At 63.1% G+C, this 15,671-nt stretch carries 16 protein-coding genes and 1 pseudogene; 10 read left to right on the forward strand and 7 right to left on the reverse strand.

Going from position 1 to position 15,671, the window contains the following annotated elements; translation table 11 throughout:
* Positions 1-5 precede the first annotated feature (5 nt).
* The 4 genes from wrbA to J3454_RS08555 form a co-directional block, all read right to left on the reverse strand.
* The gene (gene wrbA / locus J3454_RS08540; protein ID WP_349513346.1) at positions 6-608 is read right to left on the reverse strand and encodes an NAD(P)H:quinone oxidoreductase; all 603 of its coding nucleotides are present in this window, start codon (positions 606-608) and stop codon (positions 6-8) included.
* Positions 609-620: 12 nt separating this feature from the next.
* Positions 621-2,825, reverse strand: coding sequence for a TonB-dependent receptor (locus tag J3454_RS08545; RefSeq protein WP_349513347.1), 2,205 nt, complete (start codon positions 2,823-2,825; stop codon positions 621-623).
* A gap of 107 nt (positions 2,826-2,932) precedes the next feature.
* Positions 2,933-3,763 carry an IclR family transcriptional regulator domain-containing protein gene (locus tag J3454_RS08550; RefSeq protein ID WP_349513348.1) on the reverse strand — a complete coding sequence of 277 codons (831 nt, stop codon included), beginning with the start codon at positions 3,761-3,763 and terminating at the stop codon, positions 2,933-2,935.
* Positions 3,744-4,904: a CaiB/BaiF CoA transferase family protein gene (locus J3454_RS08555; protein ID WP_349513349.1), complete on the reverse strand. Its 1,161-nt coding sequence runs from the start codon at positions 4,902-4,904 to the stop codon at positions 3,744-3,746. The genes J3454_RS08550 and J3454_RS08555 overlap by 20 nt, the downstream gene beginning before the upstream one ends.
* 93 nt (positions 4,905-4,997) lie before the next feature.
* Here J3454_RS08555 and J3454_RS08560 point away from each other — a divergent pair, with 93 nt between their 5' ends.
* From J3454_RS08560 to J3454_RS08600, 9 genes are all read left to right on the forward strand, one after another.
* Positions 4,998-5,783: a citryl-CoA lyase gene (locus J3454_RS08560; RefSeq protein WP_349513350.1), complete on the forward strand. Its 786-nt coding sequence runs from the start codon at positions 4,998-5,000 to the stop codon at positions 5,781-5,783.
* A 177-nt stretch (positions 5,784-5,960) separates the two neighbouring features.
* Positions 5,961-6,779 carry a sulfite exporter TauE/SafE family protein gene (locus J3454_RS08565; protein WP_349513351.1) on the forward strand — a complete coding sequence of 273 codons (819 nt, stop codon included), beginning with the start codon at positions 5,961-5,963 and terminating at the stop codon, positions 6,777-6,779.
* 31 nt (positions 6,780-6,810) lie between these two features.
* Positions 6,811-7,941 carry a pyridoxal phosphate-dependent aminotransferase gene (locus tag J3454_RS08570; protein WP_349513352.1) on the forward strand — a complete coding sequence of 377 codons (1,131 nt, stop codon included), beginning with the start codon at positions 6,811-6,813 and terminating at the stop codon, positions 7,939-7,941.
* 148 nt (positions 7,942-8,089) lie between these two features.
* Entirely contained in the window at positions 8,090-8,377 is a 288-nt protein-coding gene (locus J3454_RS08575; RefSeq protein WP_349513353.1) for a BufA1 family periplasmic bufferin-type metallophore, read from the forward strand.
* Positions 8,378-8,407: 30 nt separating this feature from the next.
* Positions 8,408-9,304, forward strand: a complete 897-nt coding sequence (gene bufB, locus J3454_RS08580) for an MNIO family bufferin maturase (protein ID WP_349513354.1) — start codon at positions 8,408-8,410, stop codon at positions 9,302-9,304.
* Complete coding sequence (locus J3454_RS08585; protein WP_349513355.1) at positions 9,291-10,034, forward strand: HvfC/BufC family peptide modification chaperone; 744 nt, start codon at positions 9,291-9,293, stop codon at positions 10,032-10,034. The genes bufB and J3454_RS08585 overlap by 14 nt, the downstream gene beginning before the upstream one ends.
* Positions 10,035-10,065: 31 nt before the next feature.
* On the forward strand, positions 10,066-10,527 hold the full coding sequence (locus J3454_RS08590) for a DoxX family protein (RefSeq protein WP_349513356.1): 462 nt from the start codon (positions 10,066-10,068) through the stop codon (positions 10,525-10,527).
* Complete coding sequence (locus tag J3454_RS08595; RefSeq protein WP_349513357.1) at positions 10,524-11,048, forward strand: sigma-70 family RNA polymerase sigma factor; 525 nt, start codon at positions 10,524-10,526, stop codon at positions 11,046-11,048. Before J3454_RS08590 ends, J3454_RS08595 begins: the two co-directional genes overlap by 4 nt.
* Positions 11,049-11,051: 3 nt before the next feature.
* Entirely contained in the window at positions 11,052-11,696 is a 645-nt protein-coding gene (locus J3454_RS08600) for an NrsF family protein (RefSeq protein WP_349513358.1), read from the forward strand.
* An 83-nt stretch (positions 11,697-11,779) separates the two neighbouring features.
* Here the strand turns inward: J3454_RS08600 and J3454_RS08605 are convergent, their stop codons facing one another.
* Complete coding sequence (locus J3454_RS08605; RefSeq protein ID WP_349513359.1) at positions 11,780-12,076, reverse strand: hypothetical protein; 297 nt, start codon at positions 12,074-12,076, stop codon at positions 11,780-11,782.
* 265 nt (positions 12,077-12,341) lie between these two features.
* Here J3454_RS08605 and J3454_RS08610 point away from each other — a divergent pair, with 265 nt between their 5' ends.
* Entirely contained in the window at positions 12,342-12,884 is a 543-nt protein-coding gene (locus tag J3454_RS08610; RefSeq protein WP_349513360.1) for a CC0125/CC1285 family lipoprotein, read from the forward strand.
* Here the strand turns inward: J3454_RS08610 and J3454_RS08615 are convergent.
* Together J3454_RS08615 and J3454_RS08620 are read right to left on the reverse strand one after the other, a co-directional pair.
* Positions 12,815-14,932, reverse strand: a pseudogene (locus tag J3454_RS08615) (efflux RND transporter permease subunit). The gene J3454_RS08610 and the pseudogene J3454_RS08615 sit on opposite strands and share 70 nt — an antisense overlap.
* On the reverse strand, positions 14,925-15,665 hold the full coding sequence (locus J3454_RS08620; protein ID WP_349513361.1) for an efflux RND transporter periplasmic adaptor subunit: 741 nt from the start codon (positions 15,663-15,665) through the stop codon (positions 14,925-14,927). The pseudogene J3454_RS08615 and the gene J3454_RS08620 overlap by 8 nt, the downstream one beginning before the upstream one ends.
* Positions 15,666-15,671 lie beyond the last annotated feature (6 nt).

A 15,671-nucleotide genomic window follows, 5' to 3' on the forward strand; every position in this document is an offset into this window, starting at 1 on the left:
GTCTGTCAGGCGGCCAGTTTTCCTGCGATGCTTGCCACATGCGCGCCCTGAAAATGCGCCCCGGCAAGTTCGTTGTCGCTCGGCATCCGGCTGCCATCGTTCCCCGCCAGCGTGCTTGCCCCGTAAGGCGTGCCGCCGCTGATCTCGCCCATCTCGGAATTGCCCTTGAAGGTATAGGGCAGCCCCACGATCACCATGCCGTGATGCAGCAGGGTGGTGTGGAACGAGGTGATGGTGGTCTCCTGCCCGCCATGCTGGCTGGCGGTGGAGACGAACACCGAACCGACCTTGCCGACCAGCTTGTTCTGGAACCACAACGGGCCGGTCTGATCGAGGAAGTTCCGCATCTGCGCCGCCATGTTGCCAAAGCGGGTGGGTGTGCCGAAGATGATCGCGTCGTAATCCGCCAATTCATCCGGGGTCGCAATCGGAGCCGACTGATCGAGCTTCACACCTGAAGCTTGCGCAATCTCCTCCGGCACCAGTTCGGGTACGCGCTTCACCACAACCTCGGTGCCGGGGACGCTGGCGGCACCCTCGGCCACCGCAGCGGCCATCGCTTCGATATGGCCATAGCTCGAATAGTAGAGCACCAGCACCTTGGTCATGTCGCGTATCCTTTAAAACTTGTAGCCGACCTCGACACCATAACGCCGCGGACGCGCGCGGAAAACGAATCCGCCCGGAGAAAATTCCGCGTTGTAGGTTTCATCGAACAGGTTGGCGGCGAATGCGGTGACGGACACACCGTCGAACGTCACCCCGGCGCGCGCATCGACTATGTCGACGGGCTCACGCACGGTGGTGTTGAACGGTTCCCACCAGGTCTTGCCGGTGCGGCGGTAATCGATCCGCAGCAGACCATCGAGCGTGTCGGTCAGCGCCCCGGCATATTGCGCGCCGAGGTTGATGGTATAGCGCGAAATCTGCGGCGCCTCGTTCCCGATCACCGTCGGGTCGGGGAATTCCTTGATCTCGCTATTGGTCACGCCGATTGCGGCGTTGATATCGAAATCGGGCAGCACTTCCGCGCTCGCTTCGAGTTCGAAGCCGTTGATCCGCGTCTCGGGAATATTGCCGAGGTTCTGGGTCGAGGACTGGGCCAGGAAAACGAAGAAATAGCTGTTCTTCGAAAGGGTCGTGTAGGCCGCGCCTGCCAGCCGCACGGGGCCGATCTGCGCCTTGGCACCGACTTCGAAGGTGTCGGCGGTTTCCGCTTCGAAGATGTCGCCCACGCCGACAATGCCGGCGTTCACCGATTCCGCGCCGACGCCGGTCTGATTGAAGCCGCCCGAACGGAAGCCGCGGCTGTATCCGCCATAGATGGTCAGGTCGGGGCTGGGTTCGTAGGTCAGGGTCAGCTTGGGCTGCCAGTCGTCGAAGATTGCTGTGCGCACTTCGCCGCTTTGCGCCGTCGGCACGCCCGGGACCACCGGCAGGAAGCCCTGCGGGGTCAGCGTGGTCTGGCGGCGCTTGTCACGGTCGTAACGCAAGCTGGCATCGACGCGGAATTCGGGCGACAATTCATACCCGGCATTGGCGAACAGCGCCCAGGCGAAATTGTCCTGCCCGTCGGACAAAAAGCTGAACTGCGGGTTCAGCGGATTGGTCGACGGGGTGCGGAACACCGGGAAGACGCCGTTGCCGGTGTCGATCATGTTGCCGGTGGAAATGAAGCGCTGCGTATCGATCAGATAGCCGCCGACCATCCAGTTGAAGGGCCCACCATCGCTGGGCGAGGCGAGCCGCACTTCCTGACTGAAGGCCTCGACATCGAGGAACTGGCTCTGGTTGAGGTCGAACCCGTTGCCGGGGCCGAAGATGCCCTCGAACAGGTTGAAGAAGAAGCTATTCTCGATCGGCAGGAAGTCGAACGCGTCGCCAGTGAGGACTTCTTCAAGCGTGTCGTACGACGAGATCGAGGTGAAGACGGCATTGTCGCCTTCATATTCGACCTTGAGCGAGACATTGTTGATGTCGCGGTCGTTCTGACCGGGATTGTTGACCCGTACCGGGGCGATATCGTTCACGTCGGCAACGATGTTGTAATACAGGCCTTGGGTGCGCAGCCGGTTGATCGATCCGCGAACATCGATGGTCAGCCGGTCGGTCGCTTCCACCAGCAGATTGGCGCGCAGGGAGTAATCCTCGACCGGGTCGGCATCTTCACCCAGGAAGGTGTTGGGGATGAATCCGTCGGTGTTGTAATAGGAACCGGCCACGCGGAAGAACGCATTCTCCGCCACCGGCCCGCTCACCCCGCCGCGCAGGAAATAGCCGAAACCATTGTCGATCCCGGCGGTGACATTGCCCGAAAATTCGTCGGTCGGCTGCTTGGTGGTGATGATGATCGCGCCGCCGATGGCGTTGCGACCATAGAGACCGCCCTGCGGCCCCTTGAGCACTTCGATCTGCTCGATATCGAACAGATCCTGGTTGAATTGCGCGGGGTTTACTTGTTGCACCCCGTCGACAATCACTGCGACCGAAGGCTCGGAATTGCGGTTCTGGGTGATCCCGCGAATGATGACGAAGGCGTTGCCCGCGTTCTGCGTCTCGACCAGCGTGACGTTGGGGGTCAGCGCGATGAAATCCGCCGGACGTTCGATCCCGGCGTTCTCGATCGCCTGCGCATTGAAGGCTGTGACCGCGGCCGGAGTGTCCTGCAGGTTTTCCTCGCGCCGCAGACCGGTGACGATGATGCCCTGATCTTCGGCCTCGTCCGCTGCGGGTGCCCCGGCGTCCTGCGCCTGAAGCGGCGCGGCGGCGAGCGTGGCGGATGCAAGCGCAATTGCGCTGACGAGCCTTGAGCCCCGATTCTGCATTATTCTCTCCCCTGTGGGCGCATTTTGCGCCTGCTTCGGTCCCCTCCGAGAAACCCGGAATACAATCTTCGCATTCCGAAGTCAACTTCGATATACGAAAAATAGCCTCAGGGCCTGAGCGATGTCTCCAGCGCGGGCCAGCGGCGCAGCGACGCTTCGATCTCGCCAGACGCATTGCGCAGCAGCGGCAGGCGCGTGCGGACCAGTTCGTCCTGCGAGATGCGGGTGGTGGAGGTGGAGCAGTTGATCGCAGCGATCACCCGATTGTCACGTCCGAACACCGGCACCGCGACCGAGACGATGCCGTAGTCCAGCTCGTCGAGCGCCGAATCGTAGCCCCGCGCCGCGATCAGCGACAGCCGCTCGTCCAGCGCGGCGGCTTCGGTCACGGTGCGTTCGGTGAAGCGCTGGAACGGAGCTGCGGCCAGCAGCGCCGTGCGCTCGTACTCGGGCAGTTGCGCGGCTACCGCCTTCCCGAGCGAGGTCGCATGAAACGGAAACCGCGTGCCGACATTGGCCGCGACCCGGAACCGACGGTCGGTGGAAACATGGGCGACATAGAGAATGTCACTGCCCGACAGCACCGCCAGCGAAGCGCTGTCGCCGGTCTGGTCGCGTAAGGCTTGCAGCGGCGGCAGAACCACCTGTTCGATCTGCATCGAGGCAAGGAACGCCGAGCCGATTGTAAGCACCGCCGGGCGCAGCAGGAACTTGCGTTCGTGCTGCCCGACATAGCCGAGTTCGACCAGCGTGATCAGACACCGCCGCGCGACCGCCGGCGGCAGCGCGGTTCGGACGGCGACTTCGCTGAGGGTCATTTCCGGATGATCCTCGTCGAAGACCTTCAGCACGCGCAGCCCGCGTTCGAGGGTCGAGAGAAATTCGGGGTTTTTGGCGCCCGGATCTCTGCTTTCGGCGTCAGCCCCTTCGTGTCCCATGGTCCGGCCTTTCGATGCTGCGGCGAATGTCCGCGTCGTCAGCCCCCAATACGGGGGGTGCGGTGACGCTGTCCATCCGCTCGCCATCGAAGCTGAGCGGGAACCGGATCGTGCGGAACGCGCCGTGCGGGCCATCGGGATCGGTGACTTCGATGCCGAGCACCTTCGCCTGCTCGGTCGCCAGCACTTCGGCGCTGTCGAGCACGGGGGAATTGGGAACTTCCAGACCTGTCAGCACATCCGCCCATTCGCTGCGCGCACGGGTGGCGAAGATCGGGGCGAGGAACGCCACCACGTCCTCGTAATGCGCGATCCGCGCCTCGCGGCTTTCAAAGGCAGGTAGGGTCAGCATGTCCGGATGGTCTACGGCGGTTGCGAGATTTTCCCAGAACTTCGGCGGCGAAGACATGTGCAGTGCCAGCCACTTGCCGTCGGCACATTGAAACACGTAACTTTGCGAGACGTGCGGACGGCTATACGGCCCCATTACCTGATCGGCAGACAACAGGTGCGTGAAATCATCGAGGTTGAAGTGGCACATTGCTTCAAACATCGAGGTTTCGACAACCCGGCCATTGCCAGTAGCGTGTCGTTCGTTGAGCGCCGCAAGAATTCCCAAAGCGGTGTAGAAGCCGGTCATGGCGTCCGCAATGGCGGGGCCGACAACGCGCGGATGCTCCGGGTTCACCAGCAGGCGCAGAAATCCGCTCGCCGCCTGCGCCACGGTGTCGAAGGCGGGCCGGTCGCGATCCGGCCCTTCGCTGCCGAAGCCCGAAATCGAGGCATAGACCAATGCCGGATTGATGCCGTGGAGCCGCGCTGCATCGACATTGAGCCGGTCTGCCACGCCCGGACGAAAGTTCTGGATAAAGACGTCAGCAGTGGACACCAGTCGATCGAGAAGGGCAAGGTCGTCGGGCTGCTTGGGGTCGATGGTGATCGACCGTTTGTTGCGGTTATAGGTCTGAAAATGCGGCGAATAGAGACCGCCCTTGAACGAACGGAAAGGATCGCCGGTGCCGGGCTGTTCGACCTTAATGACGTCCGCGCCCAGATCGGCAAGGAGCATTCCGGCGGCAGGGCCGGTGATGAAGGTGCCCATTTCGAGCACGGTAACGCCTGCTAACGGTTTGACCGCCATCCGCCTTATCCTCACCTTCTTGCCTTGATGATGAGATGATACTATATTCTTCGCATAACGAAATCAACTTCGAATAACGAAAAAGGAATGCTCATGCGTATCGGCAAGCAGGATAACGCCGTCACTGCGATCTGCACTTCGGATGCGACCAGCATCACCGTGCGCGGGATGGACCTGTGCGACGAGGTAATCGGCAAGGTCGACTTCACCAGCTATTTCTGGCTGCTGGTGACCGGCACCCTGCCATCGGCGCCGCAAAAGGCGTTGGCCGATGCCGTGCTGTGCGCAATTGCAGAACATGGCCTGGTCCCGAGCGTGGTCGCAACACGCATGACCTATGCCGCCGCGCCCGAAGCGTTCCATGGCGCGGTCGCTGCCGGCCTGCTGGGCTGCGGATCGGTGGTGCTGGGCAGCGCGGAAGTAGCGGGCAAGTTCTACGCCGAGGTCGTGGCTCAGGTGGAGGCTGACGGCAGCGACCCTGCCGCCGCCGCAACCGCCGCGATCAAGGCTCTGCGTGCCGAGAAGAAGGTGATCCCCGGCTTCGGCCACCCCCAGCATTCGGGCGGCGATCCGCGCGCGCATCGCCTGCTGGCGCTGGCGAAAGAACATGGCATGGAGCGCAAGCATATCGCCATGCTGCGCACGATCGAGGCGGTGCTGCCCGACGCGATCGGTCGCAGCCTGCCGATCAACGTCAACGGCGCGATCCCTGCGGTCATGCTCGACGCGGGCTTCCCGCTCGCGGCGCTGAAGGGCATCTCGCTGCTCGCCCGCACCGCCAGCCTGATCGCGCACCTGCAGGAAGAAACCGAAAACCCCATCGGCTTCATCATGAGCGGCGCCGCTGCCGAACGGATCGGCTTCCAGTCCGATAGCTAGGCGAACTGTGCATGGATTTGGCGAAACGGCGCCTGTCGAGGCACTTTCAGGCCTTTCAGGCACCCGTTGGCGCAACGCTGTCCTGGAAAAATTCCTTCGCTGCATGGGGCATTTACCCCATCCTGCAGTGCGATAATTCGCTTGGAGATCAGGGACGCGAGCGTATTCTCGCATGCGATGAGTTTGCTCTCCCCACTCGCGTTTGCGCTCCCGGCGCTGGTCATCGCTGGCGCGGCAGCTGGCTTTGCCGGCGGCCTGTTCGGCATCGGCGGCGGGTTCGTGGTTGTTCCGGCGCTGATGTTCCTGCTGCCGGTGCTTGGTGTCGATCCCGATCAGATTGCCCATGTTGCGGTCGGCACATCGCTCGCCTCGATCATCTTCACCTCGCTGCGTTCGACCAGCAGCCATGCGCAGCGCGGATCGGTCGATTTTGACTTGCTGAAAGGCTGGGCGGTCTGGGTAGTGCTGGGCACTGCCATCGGCACGCTTTTCGCCGATCTTGTATCGGGCGCGCATCTCGCCTTGATCTTCGGCACCGGGGTCATGGCCTTCGCGGTGTATTTCCTGCTGCCTGCGCGGCAGGGGGAGCCGCTGTTTGCCGCCCTGCCTTCAGGCTTGCCGCGCGCGGGTATCGCGAGCGCGCTCGGCGCATTTTCGACCTTGCTCGGTATCGGCGGCGGCACGTTGACGACCCTCACGATGACAGTTTGCGGCACCCCGATCCACCGCGCCATTGGCACCGCTGCGGGGATGGGCGCGGTGATCGCGATCCCGGCGACCATCGGGTTTGTAATCATAGGGCTGGGCGAAAGCGGGCTTGGCTGGGGATCGCTGGGCTATGTCCACCTGCCCGCCGCCGCTGTGCTGATCGCCATGTCGGTGCTGTTCGCGCCGCTGGGCGTGGCGGCGGCGCACATGCTTTCGCCAGCCATCCTGCGCCGGGTGTTCGGCCTTTATCTCACCTTCGTCGGCGTACTGATGATCGCCAAGTTCTGACCTTTCGCCAACAAGCCAAAAGGAACTACCCATGACCACCAGTCGCCGATCTTTTCTTGCCGGAGCCGGTCTGGCTTCCGGGCTTGGTGCCATGCCATTGTCTGCGCTGGGCGCATCGGTTGGTACTGCCGCTGCCGAGCCCGATTTCGGACCGAAGATCGGTGAGGCGCTACTGAGCCGCAACGAAAATCCTTATGGCCCGGCACCCTCCGCGCTGCGGGCGATTTCCGATACCGCGAAGATGGGCTGCTACTATGCCGATCGCGGCCTGATGCGATTGACCGCGATGATCGCCGAACGGCACAACGTCAGCCCGGAGCAGGTCGTGGTCGGCGCCGGGTCGACCGAAATCCTGTGCGCCATCTCGCTCGCTTGGGGGCACGACGGCGCGATCCTGTGTCCCGACCTGTTTTGGGATACCACAGTGCTCTATGGCGAGCGGCAGGGCGTAACGTCCATCCGCGTGCCGCTGACTGCTGATATGAGCGTCGATCTGCCCGCTATTGCGAGCAAGGCCGCAGATGGTGTGGCTCTGGTGCAGATCTGCAACCCCAACAATCCCACCGGAATGCTGATCCCGGCAGAGGCGCTGCGCAGCTTCGCCGCTCAGGTGACACCGCAAGCGACCCTGCTGGTGGACGAGGCCTATAATGAGCTGACCGATCGGCCCGAAGACAATTCGATGATCGATCTGGTCCGCACCGGGGCCGATCTGATCGTGTGTCGCACGTTCTCGAAGATCTATGGCATGGCGGGCCTCAGAGTCGGCTATGCCATCACCAGCGAAGCCAATGCCGATCGCATCCGGTCGCACCTGATGAGCTTCGGCGGCAATCTTGCCGGGCTAGCCGCGGCGATCGCCAGTTATGACGACACGCCGTTCCTCGATCAATCGCGCGCCGCGGTGCTGGAAGGGCGCGCGATGATCAACGATGCCGTGGCCAAGGCCGGACTGACCGCGCTGCCATCGCAGACCAATTTCGTATTCGTCGCAGTGCCAGATGCCGATGCCCTGCGCGAAGCCATGGCTGCACGCGGCATCGCCATCAGAGGAGCTTACGGACCGTGGAAAGGCTTTTCCCGGGTCAGCACGGGCAAGCTGGAGGACGTGGCCCGTTATACGGCAGCGCTCCCCGAACTGGTGCAGCGACTGTGGGCGTAACGCCTTTCGCAAAACTGCGGTGGCGGCATGATCGATCGCCCGCCTCAGCCACATGAAGGCGCGAATGGTGGTGTAACCTTACGGGAAGCGGGTCCGAACAGGTCAGTGTGAGCCGATCAGGCCCACGCTGATTGGAAAGGATAACCCCATGAAAACCACCATTGGACTTGCGGCCGCTTCGCTTGCCGCGGCTTCGTTGCTCGCAACCTCGCCCGCTGTCGCGCAAAGCGCGGGCGCCAAGGAGAAGTGCTACGGCGTAGCACTCAAGGGCAAGAATGATTGCGCTGCCGGGCCGGGCACCAGCTGCGCGGGCACCTCGACCGTCGATTATCAGGGCAATGCCTGGAAGTACGTCGGTAAGGGCGAATGCGCGAAAATGGGCGGTTCGCTGACCGCGAAGAAGGGCAACACCAAGCCGGTTCCCCAGCAGGGCTAACCCCCTCTGGCAACCTGGATGCTGGCCGACATGAATGCACCGACCTCCCCCCTTCCCCCCCGAGTCGGAGTGGGTCTCAAGCCGCAGCACTATGTGCCGGCGCTTGAGGCAGTGTCGGCCAGCACCCCTTTGTCGGGCGGATGTCCCGTCTGGTTCGAGGTGCATCCGCAGAACTATTTCGGCGCAGGCGGCCCGCCGCATCGCTGGCTTTCGGCGTTTGCCACAAAGGTGCCGTTGAGTTTCCATTCGGTTGGGCTGTCGCTGGGCAGCGCCGACGGCGTGAACTTTCAGGAACTGGAAGCGCTTGCCGCGCTGTGCGAGTCCCATGCGCCCGCAATGGTGTCCGATCATCTGAGCTGGAGCGGCAGCGGGTCCAACCGTTATCCCGATCTGCTTCCGGTGCCGTATACCCGCGAGGCGCTCGATCACTTCGCGGCGCAGGTCGACCGCGTTCAGGACCGGTTGGGCCGCACCATTCTGATCGAAAACCCCTCGCGCTATCTCGCCTTCGCCGAGGACGAGATGACCGAGGCGGAGTTCCTCCACGCGTTATGCGCCCGCGCCGGTTGCGGGCTGCTGCTCGACATCAACAATATCGAAGTGTCCGCCAGCAATCTGGGGCTGGATGCCGAGGCGATGGTCGATGCGATCGATCCCGCGCCAGTGGGCGAGGTGCATCTGGCCGGCCACGCCTCCGAGGACCACGCGCATGGCCCGCTGCTGATCGATGATCACGGCTCGCCCGTCTCGGACGCAACATGGCGGCTGTTCGAACGCTTCGTGCAGCGGGCCGGAGCGCGTCCAACCCTGATCGAGTGGGATACCGACGTGCCCGCCTTCGACGTGTTGCTGGCCGAAGCTGCCAAGGCTGATGCGATCATGCAGGCTACAGCCACGGTGCCGGAGCCAACCCATGCGCTGGCTTGAAGGCGGGCAGAGCGCGATGATGCAGGCGATTGATCACGGCCCGGCCTATTTGCCTGAGGGGCTATTTGCAGGCTCTCCCGATCGGGTGCTGGCGGGGATGACAGTTCACGCCAACACCATCTCGCATGCCCGGCTCGTGGCGCTGGAAGAGACGTTCCCGCGCACGCGCGAACATATTGGCCATGACCCGTTCAACGCACACTCCCGGCTGTTCATTCAGCAGCCGGGGGTGACCGCGGCGGCGCTGGCGGAGATTGGCGGAAAATTTGCAGCATTTCTGCTCGAAGCTGGCGAAGGCGCAGGCGTTGCCGATCTGGCCCGGTTCGAGTGGTGCTGGCTAAATGCCTATCACGCCGCCGATGCCGCGCCGCTTTCGTTGGATGCACTGACCGGTATGGCGCCCAAGGCATTGCTTGAACACACGCTGGCCCGCCACCCTGCGGCTAGTGCCGGACGGTTTGCGCCGCTGGTGCACGACCTGATTAGCGCAGAGGTTCCCGGCCTTGCCGCCGCCGATGCGATCTTGATTGCCCGACCTTACGCCGATGTTTTGATCTCCCCCGCCAGCGCATTGATGGCCGGCGTGCTGACTGCCGCGGAAAATCCGGTCACCATCGGTAACCTTCTCGCGTCCATGGCCGAAACACCCGCTGACGAACCAGCGCAATTGGATGCAATCATGCAATCGCTGGCTGCTCTCATCAATGCCGGCGCGCTCACCACAGCGTGATTGCCGGATCGCGATCAGGTAGAGGAACAACGTGAACGCCATTCTTTCCAGCTATGATCGCGCCACCAGATGGATCGGCGGCGCTGCAATCGAGAACCTGTTGCTGCTGTTCACACGCATCGTGCTGGCCGGGATATTCTGGCGTTCGGCGCGCACCAAGGTGGAAGAAGGCAGCTGGTTTTCGATCAGCGACACCACATATTATCTGTTCACCGAGGAATATTCCGGCGTTCCCCTACCCAGCGACTTTGCAGCGGTGACGGCCACGGTGTCTGAGCACGTGTTCCCGGTCCTCCTGGTACTGGGCCTGTTCACGCGGTTTTCGGCGCTCGCCTTGCTGGGGATGACAATGGTGATCCAGATCTTCGTCTATCCCGAAGCGTGGTGGAGCGTTCACGCGGTATGGACGGCGCTGGCGCTGATCCTGATTCTTCGCGGCGGTGGAAAGCTCAGCCTCGATGCTGCGCTGCTCAAGATGAGAGCCGCCACATGAGAGCCGATGAAGCCACGCTCGCCCGGCTGATGGTGATGTCGCAGAAGGGCGACCGGCAGGCCTATGCCACGCTGCTGACCGAATGCCAGCGCTGGCTGAGCCGTTACTACAGCCGCCGCATCGCGCCTGCGCAGCTTGATGATCTGGTGCAGGAGACCTTGATGGCGCTGCACAACAAGATCGCCACTTGGGATTCCTCGCGCCCGTTCCTGCCGTGGCTGGCGGCAATTGCACGCTACCGCTGGGTCGATCATCTTCGCCGGCTTTACCGGGCCGACGAATGCGAGCTGGTGACGGATTTTGCCGGGCAGGATGAGGAACCTGCGATTGCGGCGCGTATCAGCATTGACCGGCTGCTGGGCCTGTTGCCCGACCCGCAGGCCCGCGCCATCGAACTGGTCAAAATCGAAGGAATGAGCATCGCCGAGGCATCCCACGCGACCGGGCAGAGCGAATCCCTCATTAAAGTCAATATTCACCGCGGCCTGAAGAAACTGGCCCATATGGTCGAGAAAGCCTGAGCTATGACACACCCCTCAGACACCCTGATTGCCAGCCTCGTGGGCGAACTGCAGCCGGTCAAGCCGCTCAGCTTTGCCCGTGGGCTGACCTACGCCTTGGCCGCCGCTGCCATATCGGCGCTGGCGGTTGTCGCAGCCTTCGGCATGCGCGCCGATCTGATGGCGGGGCAGTTCGATCCGATCTTCCTGATCGCGACCGGCCTGTTTCTGGTGCTAGGGATTGCCGCTGCCGTGACCGTGATCGTGATGAGCCGCCCGCAAGTCGGCAATGAGCATGGTGGCTGGGTCTGGGCGGCGGCGATGGTCGCCCTTTTGCCGGTCGCGGCGGTGATCGTCAGCCTCGGAGGTGGGAACGCGATGCTGTCGCAGGACAGCGTGGCGCACGGGCTCGAATGCCTGATGGTCGGCGGCGGCTCTTCGCTGCTGGTGTTCGCCATACTGGTGGGCTGGCTGCGCAAGGGCGCACCGACTGCGCCGGACCACGCCGGGCTGGTCAGCGGCGTCGCCGCCGGAAGCCTCGGCATTTTCGCTTTCTCGCTGCACTGCGCGGATAACGACATCGTCCATATCGGCCTGTGGCACAGCGGCGTCGTGCTGCTGATGGCCGGTATCGGCCGCACTCTGGTGCCACGCCTCGTGCGCTGGTAGGCGGTGTTCGGCACATAACTCCGGGTCGGCCCGCTCCCACCACATCGCAAGACTTGTTCGACCGGCAAACCCGGTCTCCGGCCTCATTGCGCAAGGTCCGTGTTCGTTTCGAGCGTATCGGCGCGAGCCTCCGCCCGATCGGCCGCCGCCTCGGCAGCATCCGCATGCACCTCCGAAAGAGGTGTTCCGTAGAGATCCGCTTCCCGCTCGAGGCGATCCACCCGAGCCTCCATCTGGTCCATGCGGTTCTCCCATATGTCAGCCTCGGCCTCCGTCACGACCGTTCCGGTATTGGTCGCGACCGCTCCTTCGTCGTAAGGCTCTCCGCATGAAGTGAGGGCAAGGCCCGCCATAGCAAAGATGATAATCCTCGATTTCACAACCGGCTCCTTCTTGTCTTATTCCACAGTATCTTGAAAGCATGATTATCTGAATGCTTCGCGTGGTAAAATGCTATTTCAATTCATTAATCACGGAAACAATGCAGTTTCATAAATCAATTTATGGCTGTCGCATATGGAAGAGGATTTAATCGCTGCATTGCGCTGAAAATACTGGCCTGATCGCCCTCAACCGGAGCACGCACCGATGAATTTCGCATCGCCGTCCGCCAACGAAACGACAACAGCAGCAAAGCCGCCACGGATGAAAATCCTGGCCGCAGCGTTGAGTGCGCTGGCCCTTACTGCCTGCGCCACCGCCACACCCTATCAGCCGCTGCAAGGTAATGATGGCGGCTATGCCAGCACCCGGATCGATGAGAACCGATACCGCGTCCGCTTTGTCGGCAACGCGGTGACCGACCGCGAACAGGTCGAGAATTTCCTGCTGTTTCGCGCAGCCCAACTGACCGTAGAGGAAGGTTACACCTGCTTTACGCCGGTCGCACGCGATACCGAACGACAGGTCGATTATCGCGTTCGCCGCGACTTTGCGCCGGGTGGCGGCTTCTATCGCGGGTGGACGCCGTACTGGGACTTCTATGGGCCGTTCGGCACCCATTTCTACGACCCGTGGATCGGATCACCGTTCTTTCCCGACAGGTACGACATCAACACCGTCGACAGCTACACGGCAACCGCCGAAATCGTGCTCAAGCGCGGCAATTGCACTGGCGATCAAACCTTCGATGCCAGCAGGGTGATCCAGAATCTACGTCCGATCGTCGAACGGCCGGACGAAGCCTGATCCGAACGCGAAGCCCAATCGCTTTTCCCGGCGCGGCAAAGAGCTAATCGAGCCCTTCTGGACCGCCCGCATCCTTGCGCGTCAGCAGACGATACAGCGCAGGAATCACGAACAGCTGCATGATCGTGGCCGAGAACAGCCCGAAAATTAACATGAAGCACAGCGATGATGCTGTCGAAATAGCCCTTGTCGCGCAGGATCGCGCCGACCGCGTCGGCCACCTCGTTCGTGTGGTCGAGCTGTGTTGCCGGGGGCAGTTCGATATTGATGCCGAGCTTCTCGCCGTCGGTCTTGGGGTAGAGCACGGTCGGGATTTGCGAGAAGGCGACCAGCGACAGGACGAACGCCGCCGCAGCGCCGCCGATCCACCGCCATGCATGACCGCGGCTGTCCACCGCGCGGGTGCAGATGAAGCCGTGCAGCCAACCGGCTGCCTGCTCGGTCAGCTCGTCAGCGCGTTTGGTCTTCTGCTCGCCGCGCTGGCGTGCAATCGGCCCGAGCAGATAGCGCGACAGTGGCACCGCAGCCAGCAACGCCACGATATAGGCGATGACGAGGCAAGTGATGGCGGTGATCGGCAGCACCCGGATGAACTTGCCCGCCACCCCGCCGATCGCCATCAGCGGCGCCATCGCGAGGATCGTGGTCAGTTGCCCCGCAAAGGCGGGCATCGCGTAATTGCCAATCGTGGCGAGCGCCGCTTGCCCAAAGGTCTTCTTCTGCACGTAGATCTGTTCGTGCAGCCCTTCCATCATCAGGATGTAGACATCCACGATCAGTCCGAGCGCCAGCACCATGCCGATGATCACCAGCTCGTTGAGCGAATAGCCCAGCACCAGCACCACAATCAGTGCGCCGGCGAACGTGACCGGAATGGCGAGCCCGGCGATCAGCCCCTCGCGCCATGTGAGGACCAGAAACAGGATCAGGAACACCGCCGCCATCGCCTGCAATCCGTTGACGAACACGTCGCTAAGCAATTCGCGGATCTGCTCGGCTTCGTCCTGCACCACGTCGTAGCGCACGCCTTGCGCCCAGGCGGCGCTGTCCTGCATCGCCGTCAGCGTGTCGCGCACGGCGTCGATCAGTTAGACCGTGTCGGCCCCCGGAGTTTTGCGCACCGACACCTCGATCGAGGGGCGGAATGGCGCGCTGGCATCGCTGTAGGAGGTGCGGGATTCTTCCGCCTCCAGAGTGCGCTAGACCACGGCGACTTCGCCCAGGCGCACCGGCGGGCCGGCACGGTCGCCGCCAGCGCGCCGTACCGGGAGGGAGCGTAAATTCTCGACGCTGCGGAACTGGCCCTCCAGCCGCACGATCGCGCCGATTTCCTCGCTGTCGATTTCGCCGAAGGGCTGTTCGAGATTGGCGGTGCGGATCGCGTCCTGCACTTCGGTGGAAGACAGGCCGAGCGCCAGCAACCGTTCGGGTTGCAGCAGGATCAGGATGATTTCCTCGCGATTGCCCCCCAGTTCGGCTTCGTTGACGCCCTGCACCGCCTCCAGCCGCTCCTGCACCTCCTCGCCCAAGCGGCTGAGCACCGCAGTGCTGGCGCCGCCGTTGAGTACGGTGGTGAGCACTGGACGGTCATCGACCGAGATCTGCTCGATCTCCGGCGCGTCGGCTTCGGCGGGGAGCTCGGCCTCGGCGGTGCCGACCGCCGCCCGCAGGCGCTGCATGGCATCGGAGGCGTCGGCATCCGCCTCGAACTCCACCATGATGATCGAATAGCTGTCGAAGGATGCGCTGCTGGGCGCGTTCACGCCGGAAAGCGTGATGATCTCGTCCTCGATCTCGGAGGTGATCTGTTCCTCGCTCGTTTCGGGATCGGCGCCCAGCCACTGGGTGATGACCGTCGCCTGCGGAATTTCGAGATCCGGCAGCGCCTCCTTGACCAGCTGCGTATAGGCCAGAGCCCCGCCGACCGTAAGCAGCATGGTCAGCAGAATAACGAAGGTCGTCTTGAGAAAGAAGAAGCGCTTTAGGCCGGAGGCGCCGCGCACCTCTTCGGTTTCCTGCGTATCGCCGGGCGGGACGCGATCATTCATCCGCCGTCCCGTCCCGCGCTTCCGAACGGGCCCGCCCGATCACGCGCACCACATCGCCGTCGGACAGCGCGCTCTTGCCGTCGGTGACCACCAGTTCCCCGACCGGGACGCCGCTCAGGACAGCGCGCACCGCGTTCCCGGCCAAGCCCAACTCCACGTCCCGCAATTCGGCGCGCCCGGTCTTGCGGTCGACCACGAAGACATAGGGTTCGCCTGACCGGAGCCGCAGCGCATCGAACGGCACCACCGGCAAGCCGTCGACCCGCGCACCGCGTATCCAGGTGGACACGAACTCGCCGTCCTGCAGCAGCTGCGCGCCGGCTGTCATGCCGATTATCGCGTCATAGGTGCGGGTTTCGAGATCGAGCGCCGGGCTGACCGCGAACACGCGCCCGAAGATGCGGAATTGCTCGATCGGGATCGGCGGCGCGTTGCCAGTGCGGCCCGCCAGCGCCGATATTTCGCACGGAGCCGGAGCCGGTGCCTCGATCCGCCGGATCAGCGCCTCGTCCCCGCTATCCACCTCGCGCCGGGTATAGGAGGGCAGCTCGACAGTGATTTCATAGCTGGCAGGATCGATGATCACCACCGGCACGGTATCGAGCGCGGTCTGCTCGGTCTGGGTCTGCACCAGCTGCGGGGTGAAATAGCGGCCTTGCTCGATATTGAGCCGCGCGATCACGCCGGAGATCGGCACGATGATGCGCGATTCCGAAACCGTCACCTCGGCCACATCGAC

The sequence above is a fragment of the Erythrobacter sp. NFXS35 genome (assembly GCF_040148725.1).
Classification (GTDB): Bacteria; Pseudomonadota; Alphaproteobacteria; order Sphingomonadales; family Sphingomonadaceae; genus Erythrobacter.

Bases quoted from the DNA above. Each gene is read 5' to 3' on its own strand.
- J3454_RS08585 (WP_349513355.1), top strand. From the start codon at position 9,291: ATGCGCTGGCTTGAAGGCGGGCAGAGCGCGATGATGCAGGCGATTGAT.
- J3454_RS08600 (WP_349513358.1), top strand. From the start codon at position 11,052: ATGACACACCCCTCAGACACCCTGATTGCCAGCCTCGTGGGCGAACTG.
- J3454_RS08570 (WP_349513352.1), top strand. From the start codon at position 6,811: ATGACCACCAGTCGCCGATCTTTTCTTGCCGGAGCCGGTCTGGCTTCC.
- wrbA (WP_349513346.1), bottom strand. From the start codon at position 608: ATGACCAAGGTGCTGGTGCTCTACTATTCGAGCTATGGCCATATCGAA.
- J3454_RS08565 (WP_349513351.1), top strand. From the start codon at position 5,961: ATGAGTTTGCTCTCCCCACTCGCGTTTGCGCTCCCGGCGCTGGTCATC.
- J3454_RS08610 (WP_349513360.1), top strand. From the start codon at position 12,342: ATGAAAATCCTGGCCGCAGCGTTGAGTGCGCTGGCCCTTACTGCCTGC.
- J3454_RS08555 (WP_349513349.1), bottom strand. From the start codon at position 4,904: ATGGCGGTCAAACCGTTAGCAGGCGTTACCGTGCTCGAAATGGGCACC.
- J3454_RS08560 (WP_349513350.1), top strand. From the start codon at position 4,998: ATGCGTATCGGCAAGCAGGATAACGCCGTCACTGCGATCTGCACTTCG.
- bufB (WP_349513354.1), top strand. From the start codon at position 8,408: ATGAATGCACCGACCTCCCCCCTTCCCCCCCGAGTCGGAGTGGGTCTC.
- J3454_RS08550 (WP_349513348.1), bottom strand. From the start codon at position 3,763: ATGGGACACGAAGGGGCTGACGCCGAAAGCAGAGATCCGGGCGCCAAA.
- J3454_RS08575 (WP_349513353.1), top strand. From the start codon at position 8,090: ATGAAAACCACCATTGGACTTGCGGCCGCTTCGCTTGCCGCGGCTTCG.
- J3454_RS08595 (WP_349513357.1), top strand. From the start codon at position 10,524: ATGAGAGCCGATGAAGCCACGCTCGCCCGGCTGATGGTGATGTCGCAG.
- J3454_RS08545 (WP_349513347.1), bottom strand. From the start codon at position 2,825: ATGCAGAATCGGGGCTCAAGGCTCGTCAGCGCAATTGCGCTTGCATCC.